16 protein-coding genes and 1 pseudogene are annotated in these 23,722 nt (G+C 53.7%); 3 read left to right on the plus strand and 14 right to left on the minus strand.

Annotation, left to right across the window (positions count from 1 at the left end; genetic code table 11):
• Nucleotides 1–81: 81 nt before the first annotated feature.
• From BLP80_RS00005 to BLP80_RS00060, 10 genes and pseudogenes are all read right to left on the minus strand, one after another.
• Nucleotides 82–1,020 carry a YncE family protein gene (locus tag BLP80_RS00005; RefSeq protein WP_090538874.1) on the minus strand — a complete coding sequence of 313 codons (939 nt, stop codon included), beginning with the start codon at nt 1,018–1,020 and terminating at the stop codon, nt 82–84.
• A gap of 1,566 nt (nt 1,021–2,586) precedes the next feature.
• The gene (locus BLP80_RS00020; RefSeq protein WP_090538880.1) at nt 2,587–4,191 is read right to left on the minus strand and encodes an MraY family glycosyltransferase; all 1,605 of its coding nucleotides are present in this window, start codon (nt 4,189–4,191) and stop codon (nt 2,587–2,589) included.
• A gap of 642 nt (nt 4,192–4,833) precedes the next feature.
• Nucleotides 4,834–5,016 (minus strand): annotated as a pseudogene (locus tag BLP80_RS00025) (transposase); the annotation flags it as partial.
• Nucleotides 5,017–5,158: 142 nt separating this feature from the next.
• On the minus strand, nt 5,159–6,007 hold the full coding sequence (gene ppk2 / locus BLP80_RS00030) for a polyphosphate kinase 2 (protein WP_090538882.1): 849 nt from the start codon (nt 6,005–6,007) through the stop codon (nt 5,159–5,161).
• A complete protein-coding gene (locus tag BLP80_RS00035; protein WP_090538884.1) occupies nt 5,991–7,730 on the minus strand; it encodes a SulP family inorganic anion transporter in 1,740 nt (579 codons plus the stop codon). Before BLP80_RS00035 ends, ppk2 begins: the two co-directional genes overlap by 17 nt.
• On the minus strand, nt 7,720–8,931 hold the full coding sequence (locus BLP80_RS00040) for an acetate/propionate family kinase (protein WP_090538886.1): 1,212 nt from the start codon (nt 8,929–8,931) through the stop codon (nt 7,720–7,722). The genes BLP80_RS00035 and BLP80_RS00040 overlap by 11 nt, the downstream gene beginning before the upstream one ends.
• Nucleotides 8,928–11,090: a glycogen debranching protein GlgX gene (glgX, locus tag BLP80_RS00045; RefSeq protein WP_090539203.1), complete on the minus strand. Its 2,163-nt coding sequence runs from the start codon at nt 11,088–11,090 to the stop codon at nt 8,928–8,930. The genes BLP80_RS00040 and glgX overlap by 4 nt, the downstream gene beginning before the upstream one ends.
• A gap of 11 nt (nt 11,091–11,101) precedes the next feature.
• Nucleotides 11,102–13,627 (minus strand): glycogen/starch/alpha-glucan phosphorylase, encoded by a 2,526-nt coding sequence (locus BLP80_RS00050; protein ID WP_090539205.1) that lies wholly within the window; start codon nt 13,625–13,627, stop codon nt 11,102–11,104.
• Nucleotides 13,628–13,736: 109 nt separating this feature from the next.
• Nucleotides 13,737–14,483: an LOG family protein gene (locus BLP80_RS00055; protein WP_090538888.1), complete on the minus strand. Its 747-nt coding sequence runs from the start codon at nt 14,481–14,483 to the stop codon at nt 13,737–13,739.
• A 12-nt stretch (nt 14,484–14,495) separates the two neighbouring features.
• A complete protein-coding gene (locus BLP80_RS00060; RefSeq protein ID WP_090538890.1) occupies nt 14,496–16,892 on the minus strand; it encodes a phosphoketolase family protein in 2,397 nt (798 codons plus the stop codon).
• A gap of 721 nt (nt 16,893–17,613) precedes the next feature.
• Here BLP80_RS00060 and BLP80_RS00065 point away from each other — a divergent pair.
• Complete coding sequence (locus BLP80_RS00065; protein ID WP_090538893.1) at nt 17,614–18,045, plus strand: hypothetical protein; 432 nt, start codon at nt 17,614–17,616, stop codon at nt 18,043–18,045.
• Nucleotides 18,046–18,243: 198 nt separating this feature from the next.
• Nucleotides 18,244–18,960 carry a carbonic anhydrase gene (locus BLP80_RS00070; RefSeq protein WP_218120327.1) on the plus strand — a complete coding sequence of 239 codons (717 nt, stop codon included), beginning with the start codon at nt 18,244–18,246 and terminating at the stop codon, nt 18,958–18,960.
• A gap of 72 nt (nt 18,961–19,032) precedes the next feature.
• Here the strand turns inward: BLP80_RS00070 and BLP80_RS15480 are convergent, their stop codons facing one another.
• A complete protein-coding gene (locus BLP80_RS15480; RefSeq protein WP_176754212.1) occupies nt 19,033–19,173 on the minus strand; it encodes a hypothetical protein in 141 nt (46 codons plus the stop codon).
• 57 nt (nt 19,174–19,230) lie between these two features.
• Here BLP80_RS15480 and BLP80_RS00075 point away from each other — a divergent pair, with 57 nt between their 5' ends.
• Nucleotides 19,231–19,926, plus strand: a complete 696-nt coding sequence (locus tag BLP80_RS00075) for a hypothetical protein (RefSeq protein ID WP_090538897.1) — start codon at nt 19,231–19,233, stop codon at nt 19,924–19,926.
• 58 nt (nt 19,927–19,984) lie between these two features.
• Here the strand turns inward: BLP80_RS00075 and BLP80_RS00080 are convergent, their stop codons facing one another.
• The 3 genes from BLP80_RS00080 to BLP80_RS15485 form a co-directional block, all read right to left on the minus strand.
• Nucleotides 19,985–21,064 (minus strand): AI-2E family transporter, encoded by a 1,080-nt coding sequence (locus tag BLP80_RS00080; RefSeq protein ID WP_090538899.1) that lies wholly within the window; start codon nt 21,062–21,064, stop codon nt 19,985–19,987.
• 710 nt (nt 21,065–21,774) lie between these two features.
• On the minus strand, nt 21,775–22,797 hold the full coding sequence (locus BLP80_RS00085) for a ketopantoate reductase family protein (protein ID WP_090538901.1): 1,023 nt from the start codon (nt 22,795–22,797) through the stop codon (nt 21,775–21,777).
• A 652-nt stretch (nt 22,798–23,449) separates the two neighbouring features.
• Nucleotides 23,450–23,677 (minus strand): hypothetical protein, encoded by a 228-nt coding sequence (locus tag BLP80_RS15485; protein WP_176754213.1) that lies wholly within the window; start codon nt 23,675–23,677, stop codon nt 23,450–23,452.
• Nucleotides 23,678–23,722 lie beyond the last annotated feature (45 nt).

Genomic DNA, 23,722 nt, shown 5'->3' on the forward strand with positions numbered 1-23,722 from the left:
ATAGGCGGGACTGCGTGCAGCACGCGAGGATGAAACCTAGCAGGTAAAGCACCCAGCTATTTTTTCTCGTAATCATCATCATCACTCCTCTGGAAAGTGAGCTCTTGGGCTTAAAGAGCCTGGCAGTACCCACTCGGTGACTTGCCCCTGTAAACCATGATCAGTCGCTAAATACAGATGAAAGACCTCAGGGGGATCGGTTAAATCCAGACTTGGCGCAAAAATCATGCCCTGCGGTATGCCCGCCAGAGGAAAATCGAAAGTTTTGACCAGCTCGCCCGCCCGGGTTAGTTTGTACAGGAGCCGCTGCTGAGGGTTTATGACATAAAGGTGGTTATCCTCCGGGTTGAAGGCCAAGCCGCGCAACCCGCCCAGGCTGCGGGGAAGAGGGATCTCGGAAACCGCCGCGCCGGCAAAGACCCGCCCCGGTTTAGGTGTGACGCGTAAAATGCTCGGTCCCTCCGCATCCAACACATAAAGCACGCCATTGCCCGGATCCAGCGTCATGCCCTGGGGATCGACAATCCCGCTGCCTTGCAAGCCGGAGCGTTGGATGCCCTGGGGATTCATCGCATCCAGCGCCTTGCCTTTGATGGCCAGCAATTGCCCGCGCTGCGTATTCAGCAGAAACAAGCGCGAAAGACCGACACCTTTTGCGCCGGTAGAGAGACTGTCAAGAGCCAGGTTGATAGGGTCAGCCGCCTCGAGCGGGGTGAGGGTAATGCGGCCCTTTCCACCGGTAGGCGGCTCTACCAGCGCGACGCCGGGACTGCCTGTCGTTTGATCATTTAATAACAGCAGCGTATGGGAACCGGGTGGAAACCCCATACCCCCTGCACCCAGAAGATCGGATGCATTTTCACCAAAAAATTCCTCCCGGAAAACATGATCGATTTCAACAATCCGAACTTGTTTCAGCGCTGTTGCAACGGATTGCGCTTTCACTAACGAGCTGTTTCCCAACAATAGTATTGAACTGAGCAAGAAAGTAAGCAATCCGGAGAATAACGTTTTTTTCATAAATCTCTCCCCTTGTCATAAAAATTTTATAAAACTTTTGTATATTCATCGCACCTCAAAATTCGGTTTATATCATCTCTCATCCGGCTTTCTCTCAGCGGGAGAAGGTATAGCTGCCGGATTTTGAGGTGCGATGAGTGTATTTAAATTAAAGCAATTTTCGCGCCAAATTATGATATGTGCCTATTATCAATAGGTTATGACCTCAACCAGCCTATTACTCTGGGGAGTTGTAAAGAAAATCGGCAGAAGACAAATGGTGATGGGCAATCTCACATCCAATTTTTTTATAAAAGTGGACAAATCTCGCTTAACGAATAAGACGCCTCCAGTCATTGCTTGTGAGGTACAGTACGTGCCGATCGTTCACGTGACGCGCGACACTCTTCATCAGTTCGGCGCGGGGAATGCTGAAAAGTATTGCGACAGGTCCGCAGCGATGACGTGATGATGTCAGAGGTACTAACCCGAATATTTCATAAATTGGCACGTGCCCTCACTTGCCTTTTGATTAATAAGAAAGATTTTGCTCAGTCGGGTGTATGAATCACTACACTACTCTTTCTCAAAACTTCCCCTATTAATCAAAATCCTGCGTGATCATCACGCGAATTTATGAAATATTCGGGCTAAGCAGACGAAGAACCGCTCGTGCCGCGTCACGCGTTCCACGCTCTGCCCGGCAGGCGTTATATATGGTACTGGCGCAGAAGATCAGAACGGCCGTTTGTACGACGCGATCCATAATCGTCGGAATCCTCAGGGGGGCACAGCTTGTGCTGTTAGTCTTCAGTAGCCAGACCTGCTTGACCGCTTCCGGTCAGAAGGTGTTACCGGGGCACCTTCCCTCCATCGGCATTCAGCAATTCTCATTATGGGAAAAATGTGGAAGATTCCAATTGACTCAAGCCAAGAATCGGTAATCTGGTAGTAAATACTCTATGAGAAATGCAATATTTATTTGTTCGTGTGGATAAGTCATATGCATTATTGCGCATAATAAGAGTTGCTGACTGGAATTACCTGACTTTCCCGGCAGCACGGGCCGCTCCGCCCCCCTCGTCGCACCGGATCCGTCCCTCACGGGCTTCCGGTTGGTCTTGCGCTCGACCATGCCATGATGCCTCCCGTGTTGCGCCTGTTTCCCTCTTTTATGCATGCCGCCCAATACCGCGACGCAATCTCAGCTTGCTTTCTTCGCTCGCTTCGACTGATACAACGGCCTTCCCGGAAACCTCGGTGGGTCGGCTTTGCGCACATCCATTTCAGGGTCTGCACGATGCTCACTCACGTCGGCCTGTATGCTCGTCAAGTTCCAATAGTACCCTCTACACTGAAGGCTTTAACCGTTTCGTTAACCCGAATATTTCATAAATTCGCGTGATGATCACGCAGGATTTTGATTAATAGGGAAGTTTTGAGAAAGAGTAGTGTAGTGATTCATACACCCGACTGAGCAAAATCTTTCTTATTAATCAAAAGGCAAGTGAGGACACGTGCCAATTTATGCTGGTTAATACAGCATATTCCCCATAACCCAGCTTCTTTGTGTCTCTTCGGCGCAATTTACGGCGTCGGGTCGATTACTTCGTTATTCTCAGGCAGCCTCCTAGTCTCATCTATTTGACAAATCAATGAATTATTTAAAAACACTCTCTTACTCTCAGTATCGGGTTGATAGCCGAGTGCTTGCTTGCTGAACAAGATTTCAAACCCCAGATGTTTGGAATCAAGCTGACGTCTTTCCGGCAGGCGTGAATAATCCGCTGAGTTTTCTTGATTGTTTTGTTTCTGCTCATTTCCTTTATCGCGGACAGTTAATTGACGCAATTGGATGTTAGGTCCATTATCAATGAGTCGTTGCTGGAGCAATGCAATCTGCCGTTCAAATTCTCCATCTAAAACACCATTTTCAGGTGGCAATATACTTAAAGTCAGTGCATAGCAATCTGAGTGCTGTTTATAGGCGCGCATATAAAATTCCATTTTCGGATTAATTTCGTCCCTGATAGCTTGGAATATGGTCCGTATATCCTTAACTGAGTGACTGCCAAAGAAGGCTGTAGAACTAGCTGTAGGCGCAGTAAACTTTAAACTGGTATCAAATTGAACAAGGAGCCGATTCATCATCGGTATAAAGCGCCACGGTCGCAAGGTTACGTAGAAGTACGCCATATAGGCAAGAAGAAAACCGACCAGCATTATAAATTCGGATATACCGTGATACCAACCTGCAAGTCCTATCATGCCAAACAGGAAGTGTAATGAAGCAATGAAGAAAACAACTTTTTGAGGTAGAAAGCCAGCCCGCAATAATAAATGATGCAAGTGATGACGATCTGCTGCAAATGGCGATTTACCCAGCCATATTCGTCGCTGCATGACACTTAGTGTGTCCATAAGGGGTACAGCAAATAACCAGATTGCTGTCACTGGTGTCATGGCTAAATCAGAACTTTGCGAGAGATCGATGAATAGCCAGGCAAAAAGAAATCCGAGCAGCATGCTACCATTATCACCCAGAAAAACTCTCGCACGACGTCGAGAAGCGTAACGAAGGTTGAAATATAAAAAACCTGCTGTACTACCGGCAAGAGCGATAGCAAGCGTAAGATTAGCTACATCACCGATAATGAACGCAACAGCGCTGATTAGCAGCAGGCTGATAAAAGATAACGTTCCCGCTAGTCCATCTATACCATCGATCATATTAAGTGCATTGATCCCCCCGATCGTGGCAAAGATAGTGAAGGGAATTGCAAGCAAACCCAGTTCTAGCATCAGGTTAGGAACAAGGCCGCCAAGATTGCTGAGCACGACACCGCCACCAAGAATCATGATAAGCGCGACAATCGTCTGAATGATCAAACGTACTTTGTAATTAAGATGCTTTAAATCATCCACAAAGCCTGTGGCAAACATGATGCCAGCCCCTAAGCCGAGGCTCAACCACTTGGTTGTCTCCTCGGGTTGGGTATTGACCAGCATGATAAGTGTGATTAATAAAGCTAGAAAAATCCCAACTCCGCCGACAAAGGGTGTAGGCGCGTTGTGTTGCTTATGATTCCCCGGATGATCTGTAATACCGTAAGTAAGTGCGGCTGAAATAGCTAGACGAATACACCCCGCTGCTAACAGCGCATTAAGCATAAAAATTAGCATTTGCTTCATGATTTTAATCTCTCTAGTTAATTTTTCTTTTTCCTCTTGGGGAAATGAGTTGTCCGGAAGTTAATCTGTGCTAATTAATGAGAAAACTAACTTAACCGCTTAACCCGAATATTTCATAAATTCGCGTGATGATCACGCAGGATTTTGATTAATAGGGAAGTTTTGAGAAGGAGGGGTGTAGTGATTCATACACCCGACTGAGCAAAATCTTTCTTATTAATCAAAAGACAAGTGAGGGCACGTGCCAATTTATGAACTATTCGGGTTAACTCCTTGCAAACAATCGGCTATTGACAAATATGTACAATTACGGTCATGAATTGAAACATTTATGTCACGTGTTGTAATAGAAATGTCATATACCCACTCAATTAAATAAGAAGCAAGAAATGTGCCTTGTTTTATTATTACTTATAATTCATATTGTTATATATAATAAAGATGAGTCTATGTAAAAATTTTCGACAAAAAATCAGCTAAAAAATATCCCCCGGCAAAGCCGAGGGCTTTAACCCGAATATTTCATAAATTGGCACATGCCAATTTATGAAATATTCGGGTTAATTTTATGAGCCGCTCAAAGCGAAAAAAATGGGGTCGCTTACGCGACCCCATTTTTTTCGGCTACCTTCAGGTAGCCGGTTATCGCCACAGATTCATCTGATCCAAGCGCTTATCTTTTTTCTCCTGGTAGCGTATATATTCCCGTATCATTTGTTCATTTTGTCCGACCGTTGACACGAAGTAGCCTCTCGCCCGGAAATGCCGCTCTACAAAGTTACGTTTACGCTCTCTATATACCCGCGCTAAATGAATCGTGTGCTTGGCGGCTCACGATCCGAGTTTCGCTGATGGACTCCCGTATATGCCAAACTGCTACTGTCACCCCGACATAGCCTGGAGATTTCCCGTCATGGGTTAAAATACACTGATCAAAGAAATATGTACGAATACGTAGACGCAGGGTTTAATAAATCTCTGGAATCCAGCGCCGGCCGACCATGGTCGTCTGATCATCATAGGCGCGCTCCGTGATGCGCTTGGGCAGTTTGATCTTCTTGTGCGGTATGCGCTCGTAGGGAATCTGCTTCAGCAGATGCGCAATCAGATTCAGGCGCGCGCGCTTCTTGTCGTCCGAATGCACGATATGCCAGGGCGCGAAATCCGTGTCGGTGGCGGTTAGCATCTGGTCACGCGCGCGCGAATAGTCGTACCAGCGCTCGCGCGAGGGCAGATCCATCGGCGACAGTTTCCATTGACGCACGGGATCATCGATGCGCGCGCGAAAGCGCCGCTCCTGTTCCTCATCTCCGACTTCCAGCCAGTATTTGAGCAGGAGGATGCCGCTTTCCACGACCTGCTTTTCCACAAATGGCGTTAGCTCCAGGAAACGACGGTGCTGCGCTTCGGTACAAAAACCCATCACATGCTCCACGCCAGCGCGGTTGTACCAGCTGCGGTCAAAGATGACGATCTCGCCCGCCGCGGGAAAATGCGCCATATAGCGTTGAATGTACATCTGCGATTTCTCGCGGTCGGTAGGCGCCGGCAAGGCGACGACCCTGAACACGCGCGGACTGACGCGCTCGGCGATGGCCTTGATGACGCCACCCTTGCCGGCTGCGTCACGGCCCTCGAATACAATCATGATGCGCTGACCGGTGGCGATGACCCAATCCTGCACGGCGCATAGTTCCGCCTGCAAGTCGAGTAATCCCTTATCGTAGTCCTTACGTTTCAATTTGGATTTGCCGTGCGTCTCTGCATCCTTCTCTCCAACCTTTTCCGGAGACTCATTGTTATGCCCCTTTTTCATGTCCACTCACTCCTTTTAGTAATGAATTGCCATCATCTGCAGCACTCCCCCGTCCCTCCCGCGCCAGGATGGTCTCGACGGCAGAATGGACGGAAAAGAAAATATTGTCCGCACCGATCTTCTGGCCTAGCCCCATTGGCTGTCCGTACTTGCGCATATACAGCTTCGGCCGCGCCACCACCAGATGCACACCACGGATTTTCAATTCGGTGACCAGATCGTCGACGGCCTGTGCGCCAGTACTGTCAAGCTGGCTGATGGATTCCGCGTTGAGCACGAACCAGCGCGGCCTGGGTTCGGCGCCATCCACCAGAGAGAGTATCCGCACCTTGAAATAATCGGCATTAAAGAACAGCAGCGGCGCATCGAAGCGGTAGATGATCATGCCTGGAACGGGCCGGGCGTCCTCCGAAAAACTGAGGTCGTTGTAGCCTTCCAGGCCTGGAACAATGCCCTGCAGCGTATCTGCGGGCCGGTAAATCTTGATGAGCACATTCAGCAACGCCAGCATGATAGCGATCACCACACCCGGCAGCACGCCGATGGTCAGCACCCCTATCGTCGTCAACAAGGACAAACTGAACTCGAAGCGATCGATCACGCGCAGACGGCGTATACCGGCCGCATCCAGCAGGCCCCAGGCGGAAAAGATCAGTACCGCGGCCAGCGCCGGGACGGGCAAGTGTCCTAGCGGTTGTGTCAGAAACAGCGCAACCCCGGCCGTGGCCAACGCAGCAATCACGGAAACCAATTGAGTCTTGCCACCACTGGCATCATTGACCGCCGTACGCGAGTCGGCGCCAGTCACCGCGAATCCACCGCACAGGCCCGATGCCATGTTGGCAAAGCCGATCGCGCGCATCTCCTGATCGGCATTGATGTTATAGCCATTGCGCGCTGCAAAGCTACGCGCCGTCAGCATGCCACTGGTAAAGCAGACAATCACCAGGCCGACTGCGCTCATAAAAATGCCTTGTACTCCCTCATAACCGAGACCCGGGAGTGCGAATGACGGCAGGCCGGACGGAACCTCCCCGACCAGCTTGACCGCGCGCGCATCCAACCCCAACAGAAACACACCCAGACTGGTGGCCAGCAGCGCGATCAGCGCAGCCGGCGCCCGGGGAAGATAGCGCCGGGTCAGAACCAGCAGCGCCAACGTCGCCAGCCCCACGCCCAGGCTGTAACCATGTATCTCGCCGAGGCGTTTGGTCAGTTCCAGCAGCGACGGCCCAAAATCCCGGCTCACCACCGCGATACCCAACAGCTTGCCCAGCTGTCCGGCGATGATGCTGAGCGCAATGCCGTTGAGAAAACCGATCAGGATCGGGCGCGAGAAGAAATTGACGATGAAGCCCATGCGGGTCATGCCACCGAAGACCATCAGCAGACCCGCCGTGAGCGCCATGGCAGCCGAGAGCTTCAGGTAATAGTTCAGATCGCCCTCCGCTATCGGCAGCAGCAGCGCAGCGATCATCGCGCAGGTAGCCGCATCCGGCCCGAGCACCAGCTGCCGCGACGAACCGAACAAGGCATAAACCAGCACCGGCAGTATGCTCGCGTAAAGGCCGACCTCAGGCGGAAAGCCCGCCAGGGTGGCATACGCAATCGCCGTGGGCACCTGCACTGCTGTCACCGACAGCCCAGCGACCACATCATGCGTCAACCACTCCTTACGATACTGGCGCAGATCGCGCAACAACGGTATCCAGTCAGTCAACATGATGCCCACCCTTTCCGCTGATTATCAGTAGCAAAGTATGGCGCGCGATCATCAGTTCTTCGTCAGTTGGAATGACCCAGACCGGGAGGGCGCTGCCTTCCGTTGAAATACGCGGGCCGCCGCGCGCATTGGCAGCGGTATCGAGCGACACGCCCAGCCAGGCGCAGGCCTGCAGAATACGCGCGCGGATCGCTGACGAGCGCTCGCCGATCCCGGCGGTGAATACCAAGCCGTCCACGCCGCCAAGCACCGCCGCGAGCGCGCCGATCTGCTTGACGGTGTAGTGCACGAAATACGCAACCGCCAGCTGAGCACGCGGCTCTTGGCTTTCCAGCAGCACGCGCATGTCGTTGCTGATGCCGGACAAACCGAGCAAGCCCGATTCCCGGTACAGCAGCTTCTCCAGGTCAACACCCGACAGGCCGCGCTGATTGATGAGGTGCAGCAATACCCCCGGATCGAGCGCACCTGGCCGCGTTCCCATCGGCACGCCATCGAGCGGCGAGAAGCCCATGGTGGAATCTACACTCTTGCCTGCTCGCAGGGCGCACAAGCTGGCCCCGCTGCCGAGATGCGCCACGATCACCCGTCCATCGGAAATCCCGGGTGCGACCTGCGGCAGCATCGCCGCGATGTACTCGTAGGACAATCCGTGGAAACCATAACGCCGCACGCCGGATTCATAGTATTCCCAGGGCAGCGCATAGAGATCGGCAAGCTGCGGATGAGTTCGGTGAAACGCCGTGTCGAAACACGCCACCTGCGGCACCTGCGGTTGCGCCTCGCGCACCGCGCGGATCGCCGCCAGGTTGTGCGGCTGGTGCAGGGGCGCGAGCGGGATCAAGCGCTCCAGCGCCGCGAACACCTCGGCATCAATCAGCAGAGGATGGGAAAATTGGGCACCGCCATGGACGACGCGATGGCCCACGGCAAGCAGTGGTTCATGTTGAAAGCGCTCGTGCAGCCAGGCACCGGCGAGCCTGATGGCGTCTTTCACACCCCTGACTTCGGCAACCGCGAAATCGCGCTCGACCACGACGCTCCCCGCGGCATCTGTTACGCACAAACGCGGGCGCGTACCGATCCCATCGAGTTGCCCGCGCTCGGCCAACTGCAAAGTTGCCGCATCGTCCGCGCGAAATACCGAAAATTTCAGACTCGATGACCCCGCATTGACGACCAGCACGATACGGCTGCTCATGCGCGCGCCTCGAGCACCACCACGCTGCGCGGTGCAACGGGGTAGACTCCGGCCACGACTGGCTGTTGGCGCTCGCGAGCAAAAATATCGGCAGGAGAGGATTGAGCGGTGTCGAGCGCCAGATGCCAGCGCCGCCCGCGCATCAGCGGCAAAGGCGCTTCTACGGGCTGATCCGACATATTCAGGATCGCGTGCAGGTCCTCTTCGTCATCGCGCAAAGCAGCGATCGTATAAGCCAGCAGCCGTGCCTGCGGATCGTGCCAGGACGGCTCGTTGAGGCGCGCTCCATGCCAGGCGATATCGGGCATATCCCGCCCGGGTAGCGGTGCGCCCGTAAAGAACCGGTTGCTGGTAAGGCTGGGATGGCGGCGGCGCAACGCGATCAGCTCACGGGTATAACGCAGCATGCCGGCATTGCGCTCGGTGAACCGCCAGTCGAACCAGCTAAGCGCGTTGTCCTGGCAATAGGCGTTGTTATTGCCGCGCTGCGTGCGCAGCACTTCGTCACCGGCCAGCAGCATGGGCACCCCGCGCGACAGCATCAGGAGGGTCAAAAGATTTTTCGCCTGCCGTATACGCAATGCGTTCACGGCAGCATCGCCAGTCTCGCCCTCAACGCCGCAGTTCCAGCTCAGATTGTCGTTGCTGCCATCACGATTGTCTTCCCCGTTAGCTTCATTATGCTTAGTGTTGTAGCTCACCCAATCGTAGAGCGTGAAACCGTCGTGGCAGGTAATGAAATTAATACTGCTAATCGGCTTGCGTTTGTCGTCGGCGTAGAGATCGGCACTGCCGGTGATACGTGTCGCCACTTCACCAATGAGCCCGGGGTCCCCGCGCACAAAGCGGCGCATCACATCCCGGTAGCGGCCATTCCATTCCGACCAGGCCATACCGGGAAACGCACCGACTTGATACAACCCGGCTGCATCCCAGGCCTCGGCGATCATCGGCACCCGCGCAAGGATGTGCGAGGATTCGATGACCCAGGGCAAAGGCGGGTTGGCGAGCGGCACGCCATTGTCACCGCGCACGAAGACGCTGGCAAGATCGAAGCGGAAACCGTCCACTCCGAGTACCTCCACCCAGTATTCCAGGCAATGTACGATGAATGCCGTCACCAATGGATGATTACAGTTCACGGTATTGCCGCAACCAGTAAAATCGAGGTAACGGCGCTGGTCGATGGCATCGAGGTGGTAAATAATGTCGTTGGCGAGCCCGCGGAAATGAATCACCGGGCCCGCTTCGCCCCCCTCCGCCGTGTGGTTGAAAACCACATCCAGCAGCACACCAATATCAGCCGCATGCAGCGCATCGACCAAGTCGCGGAACTCCTGAGCGGCGCGCGCTGGTTCGATGCAATATCCCGGATGCGGTGCCCAGAAACTGTGTGTGCTGTAACCCCAATAATTATGCAGCCCACGCCCCGCCACACCGGGCGGCACATCCTGCGTGTCGAAAGCCATCACCGGCAACAGCTCGACATGGGTCACGCCCAGCGCCTGCAGATAGGGAATCTTCTCCTTAAGTGCGGCGAAGCTGCCAGGGTGTCCCACTGCCGCCGACGGATGGCGGGTGAAACCGCCCACATGCAACTCATAGATCACCGCGCCTTCCAAGCTGACCTGCTTCCAATGCGATGCAGATGTTGCTCGCGGGAGCGGCTCGGCGACAATGGCACGCAAGCGATTCGAGCGGCTGTCCTGCTCAGTGCAGGCGAGCCTGCGATTCCACAGCGCATCGCTCACTGCCTGCGCCCAGGGATCGAGCAGTTCTTTTTCAGGATAGAAACGCCGCCCGGTCGTGGCTGTGTCGCCAGCGCCATCCATACGCCAGGTGTAATAGGTTCCGACCGGCAAACCCTCCACGAACACGTGCCAGAAGAAGAAACTGCGGTTCTGTTCGGAATCAAGCGGGATGATCTGAAACGGCGCGAGACTGTCCGCGCTGGCATACAACAGCAGATCGACCCGGTTCGCATATTGACTGAAAATGCAGAAGTTCACGCCTTCTGCCCCGGCAGCGGCGCCGGGCGGAAACCGGGTTCCCGGCCGGATCGTATAAGGCGGCGAAGTCTTGTGACCGATCGCCGATATCAAATCGGTTTCGTCTGCGTTGCGCGTGCTTGGTGATCTCGCTTTAGTTTGCGACGACATGGCCATGCTCCCTACAACTTCACCGTTACCGGCTGGACATTCCAAATTTCGTCGCAGTACTCGCCGATAGCGCGATCGGAGGAGAATTTACCGCTGCGCGCGGTATTGAGGATCGACATGCGCGTCCAGTTTTCCTTATCCTGCCACGCAGCACTCACTTGCTCCTGGCACGCGATATAGGCGGCGTAATCTGCCAGCACCAGGAACGGATCAGACTGGGTCAGGTTGTCGACAACGGAACGGAATACCTCGGTATCCCCCCGGGAAAAATGACCGCTGCTGATGAGTTCCAGCGTCATGCGCAACTCGGCGTTACCAGCAACGCAGTCAGCCGGCCGGTAGCCTTCACGCTTGATGCGCTCCACCTCCTCAGCGGTCAAGCCAAACAGGAAAAAGTTCTCCGCCCCCACTTCTTCACGCATCTCCACGTTGGCGCCATCGAGCGTGCCGATAGTGAGCGCGCCGTTGAGCATGAACTTCATGTTGCCGGTACCCGATGCCTCCTTGCCGGCAGTGGAGATCTGTTCCGACAGATCGGCGGCCGGATAGATAAGGTGGGCATTCTGGACATTAAAGTTGGGCACAAAAGCGACCTTCATGCGCGTATTCACATCCGCATCAGCATTAACCGTCTCAGCCACGGCATTGATGAGCTTGATGATACGCTTGGCCATGAAATAGCCGGGCGCGGCTTTACCGCCGAAGATGAACGCGCGTGGCGGAATCGCCAGCCCCGGATGCGCTTTGAGGCGGCGGTAGAGCGTGACGATGTGCAATACGTTCAAATGCTGGCGCTTGTATTCGTGGATCCGTTTAACCTGAATATCGAATAGCCAGCTGGGGTCGAGCTCGATGCCGGTGCGCGCATGGATGTAATCGGCTAGGCGCTTCTTATTGGCTTCTTTGACCGCGCGCCATTTGCGCCGGAAGGCGGCATCATCAGCCTTGGCCTCGAGCTGGCGCAGCTGTCCCAGATCCGCCGGCCACTGCTCGCCAAGCGTGTCATTGAGCAACCCGCGCAATTCCGGATTGGCGAGCACCAGAAAACGGCGTGGCGTGACGCCGTTGGTCTTGTTACTGAAGCGCTCCGGCCACAGCTCATAAAAATCCTTCAGCACGCTGGCTTTGAGCAGATCGGAATGCAGCGCGGCCACGCCGTTGATGGCGTGGCTGCCGACGGTGGCGAGATGCGCCATGCGCACCCGTTTGTCATCCCCTTCGCCAATTAAGGACATCCTGGCCACACGCGCCTCATCGCCTGGAAACCTGGCACGCACCTCATCGAGAAAACGGCGGTTGATTTCGTGAATGATCTCCAGATGCCGCGGCAACAACGCCTGGAACATCGGCAGCGGCCAGGTTTCCAGCGCCTCGGGCAACAGCGTGTGATTAGTGTAACCGAAGGTCTGCACGGTGATCACCCAGGCCGTCTCCCAATCCAATCGCCGCTCGTCCACGAGCAAGCGCATCAGCTCAGCCACCCCAATGGAAGGATGCGTATCGTTAAGCTGCACGGCAAACCGTTGGGCAAAATGCTCCACCGGAACACCCGTGAGATCGAGCAGGTGCAGCATATCCTGCAGTGAGCAGGAAACGAAAAAATACTGCTGTCCCAGGCGCAGCCGCTTGCCGATTTCCGGCTCGTCGTTGGGGTAAAGCACCTTGGTGACCGTTTCGGAAACCACCTTGTCATTCACCGCCTGATAGTAATCACCGGTATTGAACGCCTGGAAGTTGAAAGATTCCACCGCTTCAGCGCTCCACAGCCGCAAGGTGTTACAGGTATTGACACCATAACCCTGAATAGGCGTGTCGTAGGCAGTGCCCCTCACCACGCGGTACGGCACCCAGCGCACGCGATCGCTGCCCGCTTCATCGCGATAATGTTCAGTGTGGCCACCCCAATTGACGTAGTAGGCAATTTCGGGCTTGGCAATCTCCCACGGATTGCCGTAGCGCAGCCACTTGTCGGTGATCTCCGTCTGCCAGCCATCCTGGATCTCCTGGTCAAAGATACCGAACTCATAGCGGATGCCGTAGCCAATGGCAGGACGTTGCAATGTCGCCAGCGAGTCGAGATAACAGGCGGCGAGCCTCCCCAGGCCGCCATTGCCCAGCCCCGGCTCTTCCTCGCAGGCCATGATATTGTCGAGATCCTGACCCAACTCGGCCAGCGCGGTGCGGGCTTCTTGTTCGATGTCGAGATTTACCAGATTATTACCCAGGTGGGGCCCCATGAGAAATTCCGCCGAGAGATAGCAGGCAACCTTGCGGCTGAGATCAAAATAGGTCTGGGTGGTGCTCATCCAGCGCTGCTGCATGCGATCGCGCACCGCCAGTGCCAGTGCGCGGTAATAGTCATGCGCAGTCGCCACCGCCGCCAGGCGCCCAACGGAATAGTGCAGATGGTCCATGACTGCTTGCTTGAGCACGGCAGCCTGCATGCCAGTGCGCACATCCGCACCGATCAGACCCGTAGCGACCGCTGATTCCACAGTTTTTGCTTGTGCTTGTTTTGGGAGTGTTCTACCGTTCATGATTTTGATTCCTCTCGATGTCTTTTTGAACTCTGTCCAGCTTCGGCCATCTTCGTTCCGCAGTTGATTCTCGTCAGTGAGTATGCGATCCACTCAGCGACTTCATGACCTAACCCGCAGTCTTGCTTTTAGCATGCTCGGCTAACCAGAGCGCATGGTGTTCTCGAATAAGGGCAATCGCCTCATCGGCGCTATCCACGCAACGTGGAATCTTCATGTCTGCGGCGTTGGCCAATTCGAATCCCGGGCGCAACATCATCTGCGTCGCCCAGTCGACCAGACCCTGCCACATGGGACCGGTAAAGATGAGCGGAGTATCGTGCAGATGCCTCACCTGCAACAGCTGCCAGATCATCGTGGACTCGAGCACCGTGCCGATGCCACCCGGCGCGACAATAAAAGCATCAGACAACAGCACAAAGTGATGCAGACGAGTAAAAAACGTCTGATGTTCAAAAGCCTGCTCAACGAATGGATTGACCTCCTGCTCAAACGGCAGCTTCACGCGGATGCCGATGCTCTGCGCCCGTTCCGGCGCGTTAGCCGCCTCCGCGCCCTCGTTGGCGGCCTGCATCAAGCCCGGCCCTCCGCCCGTCACGATGTCGCAGCCCATGGCTGCCAGCGCCTCGGCCATGCGCTTAACCTCTTGATATACCCAGTGTCCGGGTTGGGTGCGCGCCGAGCCAAAAATTGTGACCCGGTAGCGTTCGCGCTTGGACGGACGCAGACGGGTTAGATTGTTTACCGATGCCCACAGGCCGAATATCGTTTCAACGAGGATGCGCTTGACCGCTTCCTCGTCAGCCAGGCTTACGGTTGTTTGCCGCGGGATAGGTGAAGATGGTTGCTCGCTCATATGGGCCCCTTCTCAATACGGCCACACCCAATTGGTGAATTCATCGCGATCGGTGCCATGCTCATGCGCATAGGCGAGATTCTGGATGATCTCGTTCTTCATCTGCTCCTTCAGATGCGCGGCTCTCGCGGCAAGCCCGGGCACCCGGTCGATGACATCGATCACCAGCGTAAAGCGGTCGGTCTGATTCAAGATCGCGAGCTCCAGCGGCGTATTGATGTTGCCGCGTTCTTTGTAACCACGCACGTGAAGGTTTTCGTGATTCTTGAAGCGATAGGCAAGCTTGTGAATCAGCCAGGGATAGCCGTGAAAATTGAAAATCACCGGTTTGTTGGTCGTGAACAGACTATCGAACTCGCGGTCCGTTGAGCCGCACGGGTGTTCCGCCACCGGCTGCATTTTATAGAGGTCCACCACGTTGACGAAGCGCACCTTCAGATCAGGCAAGTGCTCGCGCAGCAAGGCGGTTGCCGCAAGCGCCTCCTGGGTCGCCACGTCGCCGCAGGAGGCCATTATCGCATCCGGCTCGACACCCTCATCGTTGCTGGCACGACGCCAGATGCCGATACCCTTGGCGCAGTGCACGATCGCCTCGTCGATGGTAGTGAACTGCAGGTGCTTCTGTTTATCGGCAACGATGACATTGATGCAGTCCGTCGAGCGCAGGCATTGATCCGCGATCACCAGCAAGGTGTTGGCGTCGGGCGGCAGATAAATACGGGTAACACTCGGACTCTTGTTAGTGACCAGATCGATGAAACCCGGGTCCTGGTGCGAAAAGCCGTTGTGATCCTGACGCCACACCGTGGAAGACAGCAAAATGTTCTCCGATGCCACTGGGGCACGCCAGGGCACATGGTTCTTGGAGATATCTAGCCACTTGGCGTGCTGATTGAACATGGAGTCGATCACATGGGCGAAGGCTTCATAGGTATGGAAAAAGCCGTGCCGTCCGGAGAGCAGATAACCTTCCAGCCAGCCGATCAAGGTGTGCTCGGAGAGCATTTCCATCACCCGTCCATCGCGGGACAATTCGCCGCCATCCGCGTCCTCGGGCAACAATTCCGCCATCCAAACCTTCTTGCTTACCTCGTAGATCGACTGCAGGCGGTTGGAGGCTGTCTCATCGGGACCGAACACGCGGAAGTTGGTCATGTTGTTGCGCATCACATCGCGCAGGAATTCACCCAGCGGCTTGGTATTTTCGTACAGCACCTTGCCGGCCTGTGCGACCTCCACCGCATAGTTGCGGAAATCCGGCAGTTTGAGATCCTTGCGCAGCAGGCCGCCGTTGGTGTGCAGGTTGGCGCTCATGCGCCGCTGTCCCTGCGGGGCAAGCGCGCGCAGTTCCGGAATGAGCCGGCCGCTCGCATCAAACAATTCCTCGGGCTGATAACTGCTCATCCAGTTTTCCAGCAGCTTCAGGTGCGCGGGATTGGTGCGGACATCCGAGAAAGGTACCTGATGGGAGCGCCAGGAACCTTCAGCCTTATGGCCATTGATCTCCTTCGGCCCGGTCCAGCCCTTGGGCGTGCGCAACACGATCATCGGCCAGCTCGGCAGCTCGGCCTTGCCGCTCTCGCGCGCTGTCTTCTGGATGGCGCGGATCTCAGCGATGACCGTATCCAGTGTCTGCGCCATGATCTGGTGCATCGCATCGGGATCGTCCCCCTCGACAAAATAGGGTGTATAGCCGTAGCCGTGGAAAAGCGCGGCCAGCCGGTCGTGACTGATGCGCGCCAGGATGGTCGGGTTAGCGATCTTGTAGCCGTTGAGGTTCAGAATCGGCAGCACCGCACCGTCGCGGATTGGATTGATAAATTTATTCGAGTGCCAAGCGGTGGCGAGCGGCCCGGTCTCGGCCTCACCATCGCCCACCACGCAGGCGACAATCAGGTCAGGGTTGTCCAGGCAGGCGCCATAGGCATGGGACAGGCTATAACCCAGCTCGCCGCCCTCGTGAATGGAGCCGGGCGTTTCCGGGGTGACGTGCGAACCGATTTGGCCAGGAAAGGAAAACTGCTTGAAGAACTTGCGCATTCCCTCCGCGTCTTCGCTCTTGTCGGGATAGACCTCGGAATAGGTGCCTTCGAGATAGGTCGGCCCAATCACACCGGGCGCTCCGTGACCCGGGCCAGCCATGAAAATCACATCGAGATCGTCACGCTTGATGACCCGATTGAGGTGCGCCCAGACGAACGACAGCGCCGGGCTCGCACCCCAATGTCCGAGCAGCCGATGCTTGACATGCTCGATCTTGAGCGGCTCCTTGAGCAGCGGATTGTCACGCAGGTAGATCATGCCCACCGAGAGGTAATTGCAAGCGCGCCACCAGGCGTTCATCGCGCGCAATTCTTCGGCGCTGAGCGGATTGCTGGCAGGGGTAGATCTTTGTTCGGCGTTGGTCATTTTCAGCACTCCTTCTTTCTATCAAGGGATATAACAAATAGATTATTGAAATACCCTTACTAAAGATATACGTGCAAACACGTAGACTTAGACCTATTTGAGACGAGCGATCCATCCATCCTTTTATGGGTTCAAGCGACGTAACCTATCAAAAATAGGATATATTTTTGTCTATCCGGCAAATGACAGCCAAGGAGAAAAATGCACAACAGTTTGGATCCAGTTTGACTCGAAGAACCCGTTAAATCTGAACAGTACCTGGGCGGCCAGCAGGCTGGGAAAGTTAAAAATTTTGGCGATGACGCTGAATGTGTATTTTATGTGAGAGTGGGGTGCAACGCCGATACTTTCTGCCCTGCTCAGATAGTTAACGCGAATTTATGAAAAATTCGGGTTAATCTGAACGCTTGTCAAAAAAAGTTTAAATTCTAGGTGTTTGCACGTATTTTTTTAGCCAGTGTATTTCGATAATCTAGGGAAGCGTCATCGCTTAACCCGAATTTTTCATAAATTCGCGTGATGATCACGCAGGATTTTGATTAATAGGGAAGTTTTGAGAAAGAGGGGTGTAGTGACTCATACACCCGACTGAGCAAAATCTTTCTTATTAATCAAAAGACAAGTGAGGGCACGTGCCAATTTATGAGCTATTCGGGTTAACAATTCAAGGCGTTTATACTGCCTATCCTCCTCAAACTGATCCTTTTCAAGGAGATAAACCATGTTCAATTCAATATCCATTCGCTTGGCCATCGGCGTTTTCGGTGCAGTTTTTGGCAGTTGGGTGTTAGCTCAAGGCGATCCTTTGCTTCAGCAAGCCCAATCCGAGTGCCAGAGCATTGCCCAGCAACAAACTGGCTATAATCCCGGCGCTACCCAGCCACAGGCGGGCGGACGGGCGAAGGGTGCGGCGGCTGGCGCCATGGCCGGAGCCGTCAAGGGCAAAAGCAAGGCTGACCAGTACGGCAACGTGCCCGAAAGTGTCGCCGAGGAATACACCCATAGCCAGATGGAAGAAAAAGCGAAGATGGGGGCCGCTGCGGGCGCGGCCAAGCAACGCCAGCAGCGTCGTCAGGATACAGCGGCCCAGGATGCTTACAACCAGGCGTTTGCTTCCTGCATGGCCGCTAAAGGATTCCCGGCGGGGAATTAAACTGCTATCCACTAACGATTAAAATCGTCTGTACCCAACTAAGCGCGCATGAGTCCAAGCATTTAAAGTGAAAGTTACTGTCTAGAGGCGGTTACCTTAGCCGTGTGATGAAAATCAATGGCTTATCTGTCCTAGCGCAAGCTGACTCTAATCTGTGATCCAGCAAGGGCCAAGCAATATACGTAACCAGGACATATCATGGCAAATCTGAAAATCACACGAAGGGAATGGCTAGCCGGTACTTGCGGATTAGGTCTGGGGATAGCTTTAAGCATCGCAACCAAAGCACCCTCCTCAAGATCAGTTGACATGGAGTCTTATCCGCGAAATGCAGACGAGGCGCTAGCACGATTGAAGAACGGAAACCGACGCTTCATGGAAGATAAGTCGCTTCATTTACATGAAAAAGCTTCCTGGCGCAGTCAGCTAGTTGAATCGCAAAAACCTTTTGCCACTGTTCTGGGTTGCAGCGATTCGCGCGTACCACCCGAACTCGTCTTTGATGTGGGATTCGGAGATCTTTTCACAATTCGGCTAGCTGGCAACATCATCGCAGAAGACGTGATTGGCTCCTTGCAATATGCCGTGGCACATCTCAAAACACCGCTGGTTGTCATACTTGGCCATGAAGGTTGCGGCGCTGTTACCGCCACCGTGGAGAAAATACTGCACAAGACCAAAGAACTTGAGCATATCGAGGCGCTGATTCAATTAATCAAACCTGGACTAAAGAAACTTGATCTGAAGCTGGATCACGATAGCTTGTTAAGTGCCGCCGTAGAGATGAATGTCCGTTGGTCCATGCAGCGGCTGTCGACTCTACCGGAAGGCGAACGCGCATTGCGAGAAAAGCGTGTCACGCTGGTTGGAGGCGTTTACGAGTTGGTAACGGGGCGCATTCGCTTTCTCGAATAAGAAGCTGCCTGCAAAATGGTCTTCGCAAGATAAGCATCACAAAAACCATCGTGAGCGCCATCCTGTATGTCATCACAGGCTGTATCCAGTAACCAGGCGATGCCGAATGATTTTCCGCCATAACGGACTGATGGATGATCTTTTTACCAGATGGAACAAGCGGGCTACGCCGGAAACCGAATCAACTGAGCGAATAGAGCACTTATTAAACATTGGATCTCTCCTCGCCTGGCGAAGGTAACTGCTGTGATCCGTTTCCAGGAGTAAAGCATGACACAAGAAAAAAACCTGACTCACAATCGCTTGAAGACACCACGCGCGGCCGCTGTTGCTGGTATTGTATTTTCGGTGTTGTATATCACGAGCCTGGTGCTCGTCCGGCTTTCGGTCCCGGCCGATCCGCACGATGCAGGAGCGTGGCTGGCGAGTGGCACGAAGACCGTCAAGCTGGCGCTGTATCTGCTGCCGTTCGCAGGCATCGCCTTTTTATGGTTCATCGGCGTGCTGCGGGACCGGATTGGTGCCTACGAAGACCGCTTTTTTGCCACCGTGTTCCTCGGCAGCGGCCTGCTGTTTCTGGCCATGCTGTTTGCTTCGGGAGCAGTGGCGGCAGGTATCATGATCAGCTACAGCGCCGCCACGCCCGACAAGCTCGTCGAATCTGGCATTTACACGTTTGGTCGCACTGTGGTATATCAGATCGTTAACGTCTATGCGATGAAAATGGCAGGGGTATTTATGATCTCAATCTGCACAGTCGCTGTTCGTACCAAGATTTTCCCGCAGTGGATCGCGTTTCTCGGGTATGCAATGGCGCTGCTGTTGTTACTGAGCATCGGATATTTTTACTGGACGCCGCTGGCGTTTCCACTGTGGGTGCTGCTGGTCAGCTCGTATATTTTGCTGACAAATCTCAGGAGCAAGCCGAACGCAGCTCCCCCAGCGGTTAACCCGAATATTTCATAAATTCGCGTTAAGTCATAACAGCCTGCAAAACGACACCGCGCTGCTTTGATGCGCAGGTCTACTGGGATAATGATTCCATATTCAGCCAGGCCTGAAACAGCTTGTAGCTCAACGCCAACACAATAGCACCGACGAACAGCCCGACGATACCGGATAACAGCATACCGCCGATCGCGCCTAAAAAGATCACCACCATGGGCACGCCGACACCGCGCCCCAACAGCAATGGCTTTAGCACGTTATCCAGCACCATAATCAACGTGCTCCAGATCAGGAATAGCACCGCGGTAGGCGTATCACCGGTTGCGAATACATAGATTATGGCTGGAATGACAATGAGCCCCACCCCGATCTGCACCACCGCCAGGATCAGGCACAATAATGCCCATATTCCGGCGCCGGGCACGCCGGCAAAGATAAAACCGAGACCTGCCAGCAGCGACTGGATAACGGCAACGCCCAACACGCCACGGGCGACGCTGCGAATGGTGGCTTCGGCCAGGTTGGCGAAGTCATCGCCGCGCTCGCCCACCAATCGCCGGGCTATGCCATGAGCAAGCTGATAGCTGTTGGCGGAATGCGCCAGCAAGACACCGGCAATCACGAACGCAGCAATGAACATAATCATGCCCAGACCCGCGCTGGCAGCGGCATTGAGGAGCCAGGCGCCTACCGCTTTGAATTGGGGTTGCAGCAGTTTCAGGGCATCGGTCAAATTCGTTGAAGCAAGGTTCCATATTTTCGCGACCGGTTCCCCAATGAGTGGCCAATTCTTGACAGTCTCCGGCGGTGGCGGAATAGCAAACTGCCCCTGGTGAAATTGCTCCGCCAGTTCTACCACATTTTCCACCAGCAGCTTTGTCAACGTGACGGTGGGTACCATTAATAGCGCCAACAACACGGTGATCAGCAGCGTCGCCGCAATGACGCGGTGACCAGCCAGCAGATTGATTAACTTGAGATAAAGAGGATGGATCGCTACTGCGATAATGATTCCCCACACCACCGGGATAATAAACGGCTGCAATATTTGAAAACACCAGATCAGCACGATCGCCAGCACACCCAGGCGTATGGCCGTTTCCACGGTTTTGCTGAACAAATCGTCGTGCGGGGGAGGTACGATATTTGAAGACATTGGGAGCTCCTTGTGCATTGTTTTGAGCTTGCGCCCGATGCGCCGGTTTCACTTCCCATCACCCGAAAACACCTCAGAGGCATGACAGATTAGCAACCTTGATGGCATTCGGTGACAGCCGTCGGCGTACTGTTCCATCATTTCACTTTCCGTGGCAATGGATAGGGAAAATAAACGCCATTTTTTATTAAGCTCTGATGCTTCAATAGATTATTGAAATATGCTGGCTAAAAAAATACGTGCGAACACGTAGCAGTAAACCTTATAGACAAATAATCAAAAAATCCTTTTTTGGCCTAGCCCGAATATTTCATAAATTCGCGTGATGATCACGCAGGATTTTGATTAATAGGGGAAGTTTTGAGAAAGAGGGGTGTAGTGATTCATACACCCGACTGAGCAAAATCTTTCTTATTAATCAAAAGACAAGTGAGGGCACGTGCCAATTTATGAAATATTCGGGTTAAGCCATGCCATAGTTCAAAAGCTGGAGGTATTTTTGGCCTTCGAAGCAAATTAGAAGAGATCGCAGACCTTTACAGTTAGTCTGAGCAGGAACAAATTTGCGCCATCGCGCTGCGTCATTGATCTGTATTGATCTTTGTGGATTATAGCCAACCCTGTGAACGATACCACGCTATGGCATCGCGGGCGGCCTCGCGTATCGGGCGAGGCCGCAGTCCTAATTCATACACACTCACAGATTAGAATCAAGACAGAGCGCCTTCCGGTAAATTATCTGCCAGATACTGAAGATATTGACGCTGCGGTTTCAGACCTTCCCGGCTCACTTTTTCAACGAGTGCCAACACGGCGCGGTTTAATGGACAGGGAAAGTCTCCCGCCAGCCGAATCAGATAACCGTTGTAAGCCTCGATTTCCGTACGGCAGCATTGGACGTACATATCCGGCGCCATCGAGCAATAGGTGCCGCGTAGCGATGATTGAAAGAACCCGGCCAGAAATGTGCTCAAAGCGGTAATGCTTAGAATTAAAGAAACGGTATCGGGATGAAATGGTCCGATGCGAGCAAGTTGAATGTGCGCATGCTTGAGAATGGCATAATTTTCGCGCAGCATGCTAAAAAAGAGCTTTTTAGCTAACAAGTCGGTCAATAATGCGCCATTATCTACACCAGCCACGGCCGCAAGCGGTGAAATGGCAGCATTGTACATAAGTTTGGTCGCTTTGTAGGGGCGAATATCTGCAACCAATTCGACGGGAAATAACTCTGCCTTTGCCAGTGCTTTAGCCAACGACGCGATTTCATCCCACTCAGCAACAGTGACCGATCGGCGTGCGCCAATATGCAGGCTACCCAGTCGGGTCATTCGAGTTACGGGACGATCGCGTAAGCATTCTGACACAAATGAGGCGATACCTTCGCACGCATGATTGCGCCGCTCCAACCCCGGATCGAAGCCATTCTGAATCGGCACCAGGAAGGCGTCGTCAGGCAGGCGTGCGAGCACTTCTGGATTGTCATAGGTTTTGGTGCAGAGCAGAATAAAACCTTCTTTTGGCGCGCTCCAATCATCGAAAGTCATGAAAGGTATCGCTTGCGTTCCCTGTCCGACGATCGTTACACCATTCTTTCTACCTTCGGCCACTTTGCCAGGATGGTTGTCAACCATTATCACGGAATAACCTTCCCGCGCCAGGGCCCAGCCCAGGACGCTACCAATACCGCCGATGCCCAGAATATGAATGGGTTTGCTGAGTAAATTGATCATCTATAGATCCCGATCCGAAAAATTATTCAAAGTAATTTGTGTCTCCATTTATCGATAAAAGAATCAGCAGCTTATTTTAATTGCCCATATCTCAAGAGAGACTCCTAATCCCCAGAGTCAGACTCAATTGTTCCGGGGGCTAATGCGAGTCTTCGCGTACGCTCCTGATTACTTTCTAGCAAGATATCCAAAAATTGCAGACAAACAAATACGTGCAAGCACGTAGGCGCAAAGAAAGGACAGGTCTACTAAATTGGGTAGTCAATGATTTTAAAAGCTTAACCATTGGCTCAAATACACCCTCGTTGCTCCGGCTGATCAATCTGAAACCCAATACTGGCTGGATAAGATCACCGCCGGGCTTCAAACCGAACGCCATGTTTTGTTCCTCATCAGGGGTCAGCCCTCGCGGCATGAAAAGCTCGGCAGGCAAATAATGAGTGATGATGTCTTCCTCGATATCCGCAACACCGGTCACGATATAATCACGATTGGCTTTATCGGTGATGAAAAAATTTAATCTAACTCCCGCATCATATCGCCGGGGAGTCCCGCACGCCACCTGTTTATGGCGGCAATAGACAGAACGCCAGCAACGAGCTGCGCAAAGCAGTAACTGCTCGGCCCAATGATCCAGATTGCCGATTCATGATTACCCTCCTTGCTTATTGGTAATGAGTAGACAGCAAATTTCTTTGGAATGGCGCGCGCCAGCTACTTCAGCACGGTAAAAATCAATACCCGAGTCGTGCTGAAAAGTATCTGCATGAATCTGAAAAAAGCTGCCAATAAAATTTTCGTGGATGAGCCCTCCAGAAGGGGAGCAGTCCAATGCAGCATAAGGGGTAAGAACTCCCTTGAAAAAGGAGTAAAACTTCACTTTTCTGCTAAAAAACGCGTAAAAATGTCATCTGGAATTTCTCTC

Origin of the sequence: Nitrosomonas sp. Nm132, assembly GCF_900100485.1 — a bacterium.
Classification (GTDB): domain Bacteria; phylum Pseudomonadota; class Gammaproteobacteria; order Burkholderiales; family Nitrosomonadaceae; genus Nitrosomonas.